At 38.2% G+C, this 13698-nt stretch carries 10 protein-coding genes; 5 read left to right on the top strand and 5 right to left on the bottom strand.

What is annotated here, in order from left to right; all coding sequences use genetic code 11:
- Nucleotides 1–147: 147 nt before the first annotated feature.
- From recG to F565_RS0100960, 3 genes are all read right to left on the bottom strand, one after another.
- Nucleotides 148–2247 (bottom strand): ATP-dependent DNA helicase RecG, encoded by a 2100-nt coding sequence (gene recG, locus F565_RS0100970; protein WP_020211315.1) that lies wholly within the window; start codon nt 2245–2247, stop codon nt 148–150.
- A gap of 162 nt (nt 2248–2409) precedes the next feature.
- Nucleotides 2410–2640: a hypothetical protein gene (locus F565_RS0100965; protein WP_020211314.1), complete on the bottom strand. Its 231-nt coding sequence runs from the start codon at nt 2638–2640 to the stop codon at nt 2410–2412.
- Nucleotides 2641–2691: 51 nt separating this feature from the next.
- The gene (locus F565_RS0100960; RefSeq protein WP_020211313.1) at nt 2692–3021 is read right to left on the bottom strand and encodes a hypothetical protein; all 330 of its coding nucleotides are present in this window, start codon (nt 3019–3021) and stop codon (nt 2692–2694) included.
- A 230-nt stretch (nt 3022–3251) separates the two neighbouring features.
- Between F565_RS0100960 and F565_RS0100955 the strand changes: the two genes are divergently transcribed.
- Nucleotides 3252–4277 carry a hypothetical protein gene (locus tag F565_RS0100955; protein ID WP_020211312.1) on the top strand — a complete coding sequence of 342 codons (1026 nt, stop codon included), beginning with the start codon at nt 3252–3254 and terminating at the stop codon, nt 4275–4277.
- Between the two features lie 194 nt (nt 4278–4471).
- A complete protein-coding gene (locus F565_RS0100950; RefSeq protein WP_020211311.1) occupies nt 4472–5311 on the top strand; it encodes a hypothetical protein in 840 nt (279 codons plus the stop codon).
- Between the two features lie 37 nt (nt 5312–5348).
- On the opposite strand, the gene F565_RS0100945 is transcribed toward F565_RS0100950, so the two are convergent.
- On the bottom strand, nt 5349–7130 hold the full coding sequence (locus F565_RS0100945) for a mechanosensitive ion channel family protein (RefSeq protein WP_020211310.1): 1782 nt from the start codon (nt 7128–7130) through the stop codon (nt 5349–5351).
- A gap of 138 nt (nt 7131–7268) precedes the next feature.
- Between F565_RS0100945 and F565_RS0100940 the strand changes: the two genes are divergently transcribed.
- On the top strand, nt 7269–9413 hold the full coding sequence (locus F565_RS0100940; protein ID WP_020211309.1) for a M1 family metallopeptidase: 2145 nt from the start codon (nt 7269–7271) through the stop codon (nt 9411–9413).
- A gap of 550 nt (nt 9414–9963) precedes the next feature.
- Here F565_RS0100940 and F565_RS0100930 read toward each other — a convergent pair.
- Complete coding sequence (locus F565_RS0100930) at nt 9964–10491, bottom strand: DUF7935 family protein (protein ID WP_020211307.1); 528 nt, start codon at nt 10489–10491, stop codon at nt 9964–9966.
- A 294-nt stretch (nt 10492–10785) separates the two neighbouring features.
- On the opposite strand from F565_RS0100930, the gene recN reads away from it, so the two are divergent.
- Together recN and fabV are read left to right on the top strand one after the other, a co-directional pair.
- Nucleotides 10786–12438, top strand: coding sequence for a DNA repair protein RecN (recN, locus tag F565_RS0100925; RefSeq protein ID WP_020211306.1), 1653 nt, complete (start codon nt 10786–10788; stop codon nt 12436–12438).
- A gap of 58 nt (nt 12439–12496) precedes the next feature.
- Nucleotides 12497–13687, top strand: coding sequence for an enoyl-ACP reductase FabV (gene fabV / locus F565_RS0100920; protein ID WP_020211305.1), 1191 nt, complete (start codon nt 12497–12499; stop codon nt 13685–13687).
- Nucleotides 13688–13698: the final 11 nt, after the last annotated feature.

Raw genomic sequence — 13698 nt, 5'->3', positions numbered from 1 at the left:
TCAGGTTAAATAACCGTTAATTAACGGCTTGTTATGTTTCTTTTTGAAGCGATGATTGTTTTACTGAGTTATGCGGGCAGTAATTGTTAAAAACGTATAATATGTTTAAGGCTGATTATGAAAAATGACAATAAACTATGAACTTGTTTAACTAATATAATTCCAGATACTTTTTTTCTTGGTCATCTCTATATAGGCATTTCTCATAGCAGTGTGTTCCGGCTTTGCCATGGCAGCATCGTCCTTAAGAATTTTTATGGCATATTCTCGCGCCAGCATAAGGATGTCGCGATCTTTAACAAGGTCGGCAATTTGCAGGTTTAGCACGCCGCTTTGTTGTGTACCCATAATATCGCCGGGGCCACGCAGCTTAAGGTCTACTTCGGCAATTTCGAAGCCATCATTAGTGCGGCACATGGTTTCTATGCGCAGTTTGCTGTCATTGCTAAGTTTATGGCCGGTCATGAGTATACAATAACTCTGGTCGGCACCACGGCCCACACGCCCACGAAGCTGATGCAACTGTGAAAGCCCAAAACGTTCAGAACTTTCTATAACCATTACACTTGCATTAGGTACATTTACGCCTACTTCTATAACGGTGGTGGCAACCATAATGTTAGTTTTTCCTGCTGAGAACCGAGCCATCTCGCTGTCTTTATCGGCGGGTTTCATTTGTCCGTGTACAATACTAACGCTGTATTCCGGTAAAGGAAAATCGCGGCTTATGCTTTCGTAGCCATCCATTAAATCTTTATAGTCCATTTTTTCGCTTTCCTGAATAAGCGGATATACAATATAGATCTGTCGGCCTTTAGCAATTTCATCTTTTAAAAATTTCCAGACCTTTAAGCGGTTAGCATCCGACCGGTGTACCGTTTGTATGGGTTTACGCCCAGGTGGCAGTTCATCAATTACCGAAATATCAAGGTCGCCATACAGGCTCATGGCAAGCGTACGCGGAATAGGCGTAGCCGTCATGACCAATACGTGTGGTGGTATTTCGTTCTTCTTCCAGAGTTTGCTGCGTTGCTCTACCCCAAAACGGTGCTGCTCATCAATGATAGCCAAGCCTAAATTTTTAAACTTAACTTTATCTTCCAGTAGGGCATGGGTGCCAATAATAATGTGCAGTGAACCATCTTCGAGCGCTTCATGAATGATGCGTCGTTCGGCGGTTTTAACAGATCCGGTAAGTATTTTTATGTTGATGCCAAGAGGAGCTGCAAGTTCTGATAATCCTATAAAATGCTGATTGGCCAAAATCTCGGTGGGTGCCATGAGGCACGCCTGAAAGCCGTTATCTAAAGCTAACAGCATACTCATTAAAGCTACAATGGTCTTGCCAGAGCCTACATCGCCCTGTAACAGGCGGTTCATTTGGGCAGGCTGGCCCATATCGTTCCTAATTTCTTTAAGCACGCGCTTCTGCGCACCGGTAAGATCAAACGGAAGGTGGTTGTTGTAAAAATTTGTAAAATAAGTTCCAACCGTACCAAAAGGATGGCCCTTTATTTTATGCTTACGGATGAGGTTCTTGGTAATAAGCTGTAGCTGTATAAAAAACAGCTCTTCAAACTTTAACCTGAACTGTGCCCGTGCCAGTATGTCCTGGCTTTTAGGAAAATGGATGTTAAACAACGCAGCATTTTTAGGTATAAGCTGCAACTGCTGTATAAGGTTTACGGGGAGTGTTTCGCTAAATAATGCCTGTGTTTCTATAAACAGCTGCTGCATTATTTTGTTTACCACCTTATTGGTAATGCCGCGCTGAATAAGTTTTTCTGTGCTTGGGTAAATGGGCTGCATGGCACTACGCAGGCTCGCCTCATGTTCGGCAAGGGGTTCCATCTCGGGGTGTGCCATATTAAAGACACCGTTAAACGAAGTGCATTTACCAAAAATTACATAAGGGGCATTAAGCTTAAGGTTTTCCCTGATCCATTTTTGCCCCTGAAACCACACAAGCTCCATTTCGCCGGTACCATCGGTAAACGTGGCAACAAGGCGGGTGCGTTTTTCGCCAACGGTTTTCAGGTTGATAACCTTACCAACAATTTGCATTTCAGAATTACTATTTAGCAGCTCGTTAATGCGATAGTATCGGGTGCGGTCTATATAACGGTTAGGAAAAAGGCTTACAAGGTCGCTATATTTATGAATACCCAACTCCTTACGGAGTAGCTCGCCGCGTGCCGGGCCCACACCTTTAAGGTATTCTATGGGGGTATCGAGAAGGTTGTTCATTAATTATGGCTCCGTGTTGTAATCACATCAGGATTCGAATTTGAGACCGCCTGCTTAGAAGGCAGATGGTCTATTCAATTAACCTTTATGATATTTTAAAGCACGAAGATAATTATAAATAAGAAATTACAGAAACATCCTGGGCTGCTATAATTTAAAAGTCTACTGTACAAGTACACTTTCATTAGGGGCAATGGTATCTTCCATAGTGCTTAATGTTTCTGTTAGTATCCTAATAAGCTTTTGTACGTGCTCCTTATGCAGGCTTATAGACGCCGTGCTTAAAAATTCGTCGCTGTCTGTAGATACATTTACCTGTACTGTGTTGTTCTTGTTTAAAAAACATTCCATTGCGTTGCCGTCGTCGTCAACCAGAGTTAGCCTTGTAGCCATGATATACTTTGTATGTAAAATTAAATTGTAGTTAATGCTTAAAGAAATATTTTACGAGCTCAGCGACCGAAACTGTATATCGGCACGTTCGCAATATTCTTCAACGGTAGTGTACACAAGGCCGTATGGCGAATCGCCCTCCACAACATAAACTTTTAGTTCAGCATCATGGTATAGGGCAGAGAGTACCTGCTTAACCGCTTTTTTATTACTAAGGGTATTGTTTATGGTTCTGGCTATATTATTAGCAGGTGCAACCAGATTAACCACGCTGGTAAAATCGCCCAGAAGTTCCTGGTGTGCAGGGCCAATAAAAGTATAGTATCCTTCCGGCAGGTATGCCTGAAATTCTTTTTCTAAGTTAAATATATAGTCGTTCATTATTGTAAGGGCTATTTGATTATAACCCAAAAGTATATTTATAAAACGCTGTATATTTTTATTTTCGTTAAACGGTTATATGGTGTCTTTTAATGGGAGTTAAGTGTGGGTGAAAGGGAAGAAGGTAAGGGTAAGCTTTAAAATTCGATAGAAATTTAATAAATTGTAATTACAATCTCTAATGAAATGTTAAATGCTATTTAATTACATTTGTAGAAACAGGAATTAATATGGAAGATATTCAAATTATTGAGCAAAAAGTAAATTATGCAGGTTTGATTAATAGTATTGATATTAAACCGGATGAATATTTGTTGCCATTGCATGAAGTTGTTGTAAATTCTTTACAAAGCATTGAGGACAGAGTCAATCCAAAAGATAATGGCTCAATAATAATTAAAGTTCACAGAAATTTTCAAGAAAAACTTGAATTAGACAATCTCGACAATTATCATCCAATTTCAGGATTTACAGTTATTGATAATGGCGTTGGTTTTACAGACAAAAGAGAGATCGCATTTAGTACACCATATACAAATTTCAACTATAATAAAGGGGGAAAAGGTATGGGTAGATATACTGTACTTGCTTGTTTCGGCAGTATGGATATTGAAAGTACATTTATCGAAAAAGATTTAATGCATAATCGTCGATATAGATTTGACACGGTTCAAGGACTTCAAAAATATCCTGAATCATCAAATATAACTACTGATAATTTAATAAATAGAACTGTAGTAAAATTGAATAATTTTTTACCTGAATACTATAAATATATTCAGAATTTTAAAATAGAGATTAAACAAATTGCTGACGAAATTATACAACATTGTCTTTTATTTTTTATTGGCTCAGATAATATACCTACTATTAGAATACTTTATGAAGAAGATGATATCAAAGATGCTATTATATTAAACGATATATATAAATCAGTTATTCAAATTGAAAAAACTGAACCCAATTTGAAGTTTTCAGATATTGAGGAAACTTTTAACTTGAGTTATATTAGAAACTACAACGGCGTACATTCGCACTCAATACATTTATGTGCAAATAAAAGAGAGGTTGGTAAAAAACAGTCTTTGACAAATTATTTACCATCATTTAAGGAACTTTATCATGAAGAAAATAAATATTACTTATCTATATATGTTGAAAGTGTATTTTTGGATGAAAACAACCACCCTCAAAGAAATAAATTTACAATTCCTGAAAATTCTTCAAAAAAAATGACTTTGATAAATTTTCATTAGAGGAACTTTTTAATCATATATCAGATAATGTTCGAGTAAATTTTGCTGAACACATTCAAGAGGCAGAAAAGGAAAAAAATGAAAGAATCGAAAAATATATCTTAAATCCTAATAAACCGAGACTTAGATATAGACATTTATTAAGCGTTGAAAATGCTTTTAATGATATTCCCATTAATGCTTCTGATGAGACATTGGAAGCAAGACTTCATGAAAAAGAATTTAAATTAGAACAAAAAAGATCTAAAGCTTTTGAAAAAGTATTTAAAAAGAAAGAATATGATAAGGAAGCTTTTGGAGAAATTGTTCATAATATTCTGCGAGAGGAAGCGGCTTTTTCAAAAGACAAGTTAGCGGACTTAATGATTAAGCGTAAATCGGTTATAAAGTTGTTTCAAAAGTATATACAATGGAGAACTGATGAAAATTTTATGCTTGAAGAGGATTTACATAATATAATTTTCACAATGGGTGCAGAGAGCAATAATATGCCAGTTGACTACCATAATTTGTGGCTATTAGATGAACGATTTACATTTCACACCCATACTTCATCGGATATAAAGACAAAATCTGTCAAAAATATCGAGAGCGAAGGTAATAAGGAAGCAGATTTATTAATTTACGATGTGCCTTGTGCTTATTCCGATAGTATAGATAATATCAATTCTTTGGTGGTTTTTGAATTCAAAAAGCCCGGTAGAGAATTGAGTAATACTACTAATCTGGATGAACTAGTTTTAAAATATTTTCGTGATTTGATGAAGAGTAAGGCCAGAAGTAAAAAGGGTAATTTATTAAATATTGAGGATAATACACCAAAATTCGGATATATAATATGCGAATTAAATAAGGAAAATATTGAGTTTAATATTAAATGGAATGACTTTAAACGAAGTGCGCATGGACATTTATATAAAATTAATCCATCACTAAATTTGCATATTGAGGTCATGTCTTACGAGCAAATGCTTGATTTCTCCGAAAAAAGACATCAAGTATTTTTTAAAGCTTTAGGCATTGATAACATATAGGTTTAAATCAATAAGATACTGATTTAATTTTTTAACGCTAAACCGTCTTACCATCTTCTCTCCCCACAGCCGACCCCTCTGGCGGAAACTTTACACTACCCTTAAGCTTTTCAATATGTTCAGGGGTAAAAGAAGGAAGGTGCAGCTCATTAGCTTCGCGCCATTGCTTTACAATATCGTTAGTAGCGGTAGTTTTATCTTCATCGGTTCCTTTGTCGCGTGCCATGTATAACGTCTGGCTCGGGAAGGCAAAATCAGTACCGCTTTGTGCCACGATATCCAGTATACGCAGCAACAGGTCTTCCTGCACTTCCTGCGAAGCATCAAGGTTAACAGCTTCTATATAGGCCATTATTTCAACTTTGTAAGCACTGGCTGTAAGGCCGGTAAAGCGCACTTTTGCCGGCTCGGGGTTTATACTGGTATGCGAATACAGCAATGTACGAATTTCTACAAGTAAATAACGGAGCTGGTCGGGTGTGGTTTCCATCCTGAATTCTAATACCGGGTCGAATAAAAAGCGGTCGCGGTGTGCATAGTTTTCTATATTATTGCTCGAAAAACTACCGTTGGGTACAGTAACTACGGTTCGCCTATTAGTACGTATCCTGGTGCTTCGCATTCCTATAGACTCTACAGTTCCTGTAATTTCGCCTACTTTACAAAAATCGCCTACACGAATGGGCTGGTCGGCAATAAGGGTAACACTGCCCACAAAGTTTTCCATGGTTTTCTGGGCTCCCAGTGCCAGTGCTATACCACCTATACCCAATGCGGCAAACCAGGTAGTAACATCGAGCCCTATTGCGCCCAATATGGTTATGAACCCAATGATAACAATGGCTGCCTTAGCCATACGCTTTAAGAACAATATTACAGATATAGCCGATATCCGGTTGCGCAGCGTCATGCGGTTTTTAGTGTAATCGCTCACAATGTCTGAAAGCCTCCAGAGCAGGATAAGGAATGCCACAATGCCTATTACAAATGTTATGGCACTAAAACGCTGCCGCACAATTATAGAGATGCCTGCATACTGCGAAACGGCAACGAAAAGCCACAACGCAATGCATAACCTTATGGGTAAACCCATTGCCCTTACGAGCAGCCATTCTTCTTCTTCGCGGGTCTTTTTCCATGTAGCTCTTATAATTAAACCCATAAGTGCAACTAATGCCCATGCAATAAGGTAGCTAACTAATACAATAACTACTACTGCTATCCAGTGGCCTATGGGCACACCACCTAATTTTTTGTTTTTTAAATAATTAGGTAATATGTTATTAAGCAATGTATCTTCATCTGATGTAGTTGCCGAAATTTCGGCAACCGTTTCTGCCGAGAATTGCCATAGCGGAGGCTGGCCTTCGAGGGCGGTATTAACCACATATAACGTTATTTCTTTATCGTCAATAATTATTGTACCTACAAGGTCGCTGTTCTCTTCAAGAACATCATCAGGATTACCCTCATACTTGTCGCTAAGCAGCGCTGTAGGTGCCATGTCGCCACCCTGATCTAACAGCCGCTGAAAACTTTGTACAATGCGTAGCCTTTGCGAATTTTTTCTCCAGCTTCTTTTAAGTTGTAAAAACTGGCTTGCTCTAATGTAGTTTTGGTCGGCCATTGCTTTAATAAAGCCATTTACGGTACCGCGCGGTGTACGGCGGTTAAGCGAATCAGTAGGGAATTTTGTTTCCTCTGTTTTGCTCTCCGGCGAAGTAAGTAATTGCGCGTGCGTATATTGTGGTAATACTAATAGCACTAATAACGCTAAACCGGCAATTAACTTTTTATATGTAAAAGAGATGTATGGCATGCTGTAAACATTAGATTGTTAAAATTAGAAATTATAACTTTAATTTGAGCTGTTTTAACGTAAAGTTTAAAAAAAGAGATTGGCATACCTTTACAATTATTATGATTCTATTTGTGTAGTTTTGTAAAAAAATATACAATGAAATCCTGCTTAAAAGCCCTTGCGTTATTTAGCACCACCATACTATTTGCGCAAGCACAGCACCCTCAGCAATTAAAAGATGTCGACTTTAAAACGATTGATGCCTACCTGACTTTTGATGTTTCGCAAAAACAGGTAACGGGTAAAGTTACTTACACGTTTGAGGTATCATCTAAACCCGACACTATTTATATAGATGCCCATAACATGCAGTTTAAGGATGTAAAGGTTAATGGTAAAAAGAAGACGGGCTGGGCGGCTTCGGCAAGTGCTTTAAAGCTTTTTAAAGGTTATAAAAAAGGGAAGAACACTGTTGAGTTTACCTATACTGCGCAACCCAAACAAACTTTATACTTTGTACGTTTTGATTGTCCTGAATGTAATAATACTGCGACAACAGGACCAAATGGCATAGGCGACAGTGATGTGCAAATATGGACGCAGGGGCAGGGCAAATATACCAGCCACTGGCTGCCAAGTTTTGATGATGTTAATGAAAAAGTAATCTTTAACCTTTCTATTGGTTATGAAAAAGGTTATGAAGTTATGGCAAATGGGGTTCTGAAATCTAAGTCGGTTCAGGGCAACCTGCAAAAGTGGGAGTACCAAATGGATAAGCCCATGAGCAGTTACCTTGCTATGCTTACCATAGGGCAGTTTGAACACCAGTCGCAAACCGCAGCTACAGGAACGCCTTTAGAATTTTGGTACCGACCTGAAGATGCGTCTAAATTTGGACCAACGTACCGCGACAGCAAACGTATTTTCGATTTTTTAGAGCGTGAAATAGGGGTAAACTATCCGTGGAGAATTTACCGCCAGGTACCGGTACTTGATTTTTTGTATGCGGGTATGGAAAATACTACGTCGACTATTTTTAGCGAAGATTTTGTGGTAGACGAAACCGGTTTTAATGATCGTTCTTATATTAATGTAAACGCTCATGAACTGGCACACCAGTGGTTTGGTGACCTTATAACTGCCGAAAGTGGAACACATCATTGGCTGCAGGAAGGTTTTGCTACCTACTTTGCACTACTTGCAGAGCAGGAATTGTATGGCAATGACCATTTTAACTACCAGCTTTATGAAATGGCCGAACGCCTGCAGCAAGCTGCAAAAACAGATACTATACCGGTAATGAACGAGAAGGCAAGTACGCTTTCCTTTTATCAAAAGGGCGCATGGGCAGTACATGTTCTTAGAGAGGGTATAGGGCATGATGTTTTTAAAACGGCGATTAAAAATTACCTCGAAAAGTATGCTTATAAAAATGTGAATACCGACGAATTTTTAGCAGAGATAAACAAAGTATCATCTTATGATACTGCATCGTTTAAAAAACGCTGGCTGGAAAGCCCGGGATTTGAAGTTGCCGAAGCTATAGAATTGCTGAGTAAAAACCAGTTTATGCAATTATACCTTAAGTTGGGCGAATTGAGTGATAAACGTTTTGAAGATAAGAAACCTGTATTTATGCAGGTGTTGCAAAGCGACCAGTTTTACCCTGTAAAACAGGAAGTAATTTTTCAGACCGCAAAAGTGCCGTTTGCCGATAAAGCAGAACTGGTAAGGTATGCAATGAATACAGGAGATATTAAACTGCGCCAGGCTGTGGCGCGTACTGTTACTACCATCCCGGCTGAGTTTGAAAAGGAATATATTACATTACTAAATGATGATTCTTACATTACACGCGAAGTTGCACTAAATGTTTTATGCCGCCGTTTTCCTGAACGGCAGGGAGAATTTTTAGATAAAGGTATCCATTGGATAGGTTTTAATGACAAAAACCTGCGTATTCTGTGGCTTACGCTGGCTTATGCCGCCAAGTATTACCACCCGGAAAAGAAAGCCGATTTTTATGGTGAGTTATTACAGTATGCTTCTCCACGATACGAAAGTTCGGTACGGCAAAATGCACTGGCTAACCTGCTTTACATTGGCAAAGCCGACCCTATTGTATGGCAAAACCTTTTAAACGCTACATTACACCACAAATGGCAGTTTGTAAAATTTGGTAAAGACAACATTCGTAAACTGCTTAAAAAAGAGGGTTACAGGACACTGTTTGAAACCATGCTGCCACAATTACCGGAAGCCGAGAAAAAGAAGCTCGAACAGTTGTTGGGAGAGAAGTAGCAGTTGTTAATTATTAATTTAATATTCCATTCAATTTTATTTTTTTTATTATCTCATTTATTGCCAAGCTTATTAAAAGTATTAAAATTGTAGATAAAAAAGGCAGCAATTTTTTTTCTGCTAATGTTGTACAATTAAAAAAATCTGTTGGTATTGCTAAAGTAAGTAATAAAATAATCAGGGGGTTAGTAACAAAAATGGTCATTGTATTTTGCCCAATATAACTTATCGTCCTGCTTAAATAAGGATTGCTTATTTTTATAGAAGCCTGTAAAAAGTACGAACATGTAAGTATACTGCTAATTAGCGTAAGGGGTGTAATAATCAATATGATCAATTCCTTTTATATCTAATATATAAGCTTCTACCGGCATTATCAACACTGATAATGCAGCTATTGCAGGTAATTTTTTTACTTGTTCTCCTGATAGTGCAATGCCAATCCGATGAGGTATATTTTGTATCTTATAAATGCTGCCATATATTAATATTTATAAAAAAAAGACATCTGTAAAGATGCCTTTTAAGTATAAAGATAAATTATTTTAAGTTATTCCGACCAAAGTTCTGATACCTCATTTTTTAAGTGGGCAAGGGCAATGCTGCTTGGGCTTTGTTTGTCAAACAGGTCGGTAAGCATAACTTCGCGCAATTTGTTTGCAGTATCTACACGTTCGCTCATATTGGTCTTGCGTATTGTTTGTATAGTGGCATTCTTGGCAGTGGTAATAATATTCCAGCATTCTGCCGATACATAAATTTGCTGGGTAAGGTTATGTTCGTATTCCTGCTCTACCTGTGCAATTACATAGTCTTCATAGTCATGTTTATTGTTAGACTGCGGTGTGATACGTATAAGTAGTTTTGCAGGGTCTATACGTTCTAAAAATAACGACAGCCGTTCGTAAGCCTGTAAACGTAGTGGCAAAGCTGTCTTCTGGGCTTCTTTATGTATAAGGTAACGGCGACGGCCTTCTTCATTTTCAGTATGCATTTTAAAGAAATAGTAAGCAACAGCACCCACTATTATTGATGGTACAACAGAGAAAACAATTTGCAGGAAACTTTCAAATTCCATAATGTGCGGTTAAATGGTTAGTAGCATAAATAACGTTGCTACGTTAAAATAATTGTAAAAAGCGAAAATAACGAAATTAGTTATAAAAGTTGCAAGCCTTAAAAAATAAATTTAATGCAATGTAGTTCTGTATAGTATGGGTGTTTTTTATACACCTTTATGTAGCAAGCTTACTAAACATTTAATTTAAAAGGGTTTTCAAAGGGTAAATTTTATGAAAAATTAGTCTGTATCGTGGCTTTGCAATACTTCTTAAAACACTATATTTGTGCTGCTATTGCACTTTAAATCCTTATGCTGCAAACATTACATATTAAAAATTTTGCTCTTATAGAGCAACTCCATATCGATTTTTCCGGCAGTTTCTCTACCATAACAGGAGAAACCGGTGCCGGTAAATCTATCCTTTTAGGAGCGCTTGGCCTTGTGCTGGGCAATCGTGCCGACCTTACATCGCTTAAAGACAAAGAACAAAAGTGTATGGTAGAAGCCCACTTTAATATTGGCGATTACCAGCTCAATGAATTCTTTGCCCAAAATGATATGGATTATGAAGATACGACTATCATTCGCCGTGAAATATTACCGTCGGGTAAATCGCGTGCCTTTGTAAATGATACTCCTATTAACTTACAGGAACTGCAACAACTGGGAGAATATCTTATAGATATACACTCCCAGCAGCAAACCCGCGAGCTTAGCGACGAACTATACCAAATGCAGATACTGGATGCCGTTGCAGGTAACAATAACTTGCTTGTTACCTATAAAAAACAGTATACCCTGTACAAAGAGGTACTATCTAAGCTAAAAAAATTACAGGACCAGAAGGCATCACTCTCTAAAGAGCAGGACTACAATGCATTTTTGCTACAGGAACTGGTTACTGCTAACCTGAAAGCAGGGGAGCAGGAAGAACTGGAAGAGTCACTGGAAATGCTTAGCAATGTAGAATTCATTAAAGAATCTGTAGCTAAGGCATTGGCCATAGCCAATGAAGAACAGTTAGGGGCACTGCAAAACCTGAAAGACATAAAAAATTCATTGCAAAAAATAAGTAGCCTTTCGGCTGAATATGCAGGATATTACGAAAGGGTATCAAGCCTTGTTATAGAGCTTGACGATATTACCGGCAGCCTTGCCGAAGGTTATGAAAAACTCGCTGACGACCCGGCCGAACTGGAGCGTGTTAACCAGAAGTTACAGCTTATTTATGCCCTGCAAAAAAAGCATCAGGCGGCAACAGTGGCTGATTTATTGACAATTCAGGAAGAGCTCGAAAGTAAAGTTGTACTTGTAGAAAATATAGACGATGCTATTAAACAACAGGAAGATGAGGCTGAAAAAGCTAAAGCCATAACCGATGGTACTGCTGCTAAGTTATACGAAGCCAGGCAAAAAGCGATACCTGTTTTAACCGAAAAAATTACAGCAATACTTAGCCAGCTTGGTATGCCCAATGCACGCTTTAAGTTTGAAGTTGCAGTAACAGAAAGCTATTTTAACAATGGCAAAGACCAGATGAGCCTGTTATTCTCTGGTAATAAAGGAACAGATTTTGGGTTGATGAAGAAAGTAGCCTCCGGTGGGGAGATGTCCCGTATTATGCTCGCTGTAAAGGCAGTGCTTGCTAATTACAGTAAGCTGCCAAGTATTATTTTTGATGAGATAGATACAGGGGTTTCGGGAGAAATTGCTAATAAAATGGGTGACATCATGAAAAACATGAGCCAACAGATGCAGGTTATGGCCATTACCCACCTGCCACAAATAGCCGCAAAAGGCGACAGGCAGTATAAAGTGTTTAAAACTACCCAAGGAGATAACACAGTATCTGAACTTAAACTGCTTACCCATGATGAGCGCGTAAGGGAAATTGCCGAGATGCTTTCGGGCAAAGATGTAAGCGACTCTGCGCTTAATCATGCACGGGCATTGCTTAACTAAAAAATCGGGCTATATTTGTTCCGCAAAAATATTTACCAATAAAGATATACCTTAAATTATGATCATAGAACCCAGAATGAGAGGATTTATATGCCTTACTGCCCACCCTGAAGGTGCAGCACAAAGCATTAAAAACCAAATTGAATATGTAAAATCTAAAGGTGCTATAGATGGCGCAAAAAAAGTGCTTGTAATAGGCGCTTCAACAGGATTTGGCCTTGCATCGAGGGTTACAAGTGCCTTTGGCAGCAACGCGGCTACTATAGGAGTTTTCTTTGAAAAACCACCTGTAGAAGGTAAAACAGCTTCACCGGGCTGGTATAATTCAGCTGCTTTTGAGGAAGAAGCGCACAAAGCAGGCCTTTATGCAAAAAGCATAAATGGTGATGCATTTTCTAAAGAAATAAAGCAACAAACTTTAGACCTTATAAAAGCCGATCTTGGACAGGTAGACCTTGTTATTTACAGCCTTGCATCACCAGTACGCCAGCATCCGGAAACAGGTGTATTACACCGTTCGGTTCTAAAGCCTATAGGAGGTGTGTTTACTAACAAAACAGTAGATTTTCATACAGGTAAAGTATCAGATATTTCTATACAACCAGCAGTGGAAGGTGATATAGAAAATACTGTTGCGGTGATGGGAGGAGAAGACTGGGCTATGTGGATTGATGCACTAAAAGCAGAAAACCTTTTAGCTCCGGGCGCAACAACTGTTGCATATTCTTATATAGGGCCTTCACTTACAGAGGCAGTTTACAGAAAAGGAACTATTGGCCGTGCTAAAGACCACCTTGAAGCAACAGCATTTGAAATTACAGACAGCCTAAAAGATATTGATGGTAAAGCTTATGTATCTGTAAATAAAGCATTAGTTACACAAGCAAGCTCTGCCATACCGGTTATACCTCTTTATATTTCGTTATTGTATAAAATAATGAAAGAAGAAGGAGTACATGAAGGAACTATTGAGCAAATTCAGCGCCTTTATTCCGAAAGGCTTTATGCGGGAAGCGAAGTACCTGTAGATGACAAAGGCAGGATTCGTATAGACGACTGGGAAATGCGTGATGATATACAGGAAAAAGTTGCAGCATTATGGACACAGGCAACAACAGAAAACCTTGCCGAAATAGGCGATCTTGAAGGTTATCGTAAAGATTTTTACAACTTGTTTGGTTTTGATATTCAAGGTCTAGATTATAACAAAGATTCTAACGAAATGGTTAAAATAGATAGTCTTGACTAATTTTTAACCCA

It is taken from the genome of Flavobacterium rivuli WB 3.3-2 = DSM 21788, assembly GCF_000378485.1.
GTDB lineage: Bacteria > Bacteroidota > Bacteroidia > Flavobacteriales > Flavobacteriaceae > Flavobacterium > Flavobacterium rivuli.
Note: the sequence above shows the minus strand (reverse complement) of the source record. Positions and strands in the feature narration are given on the sequence as shown.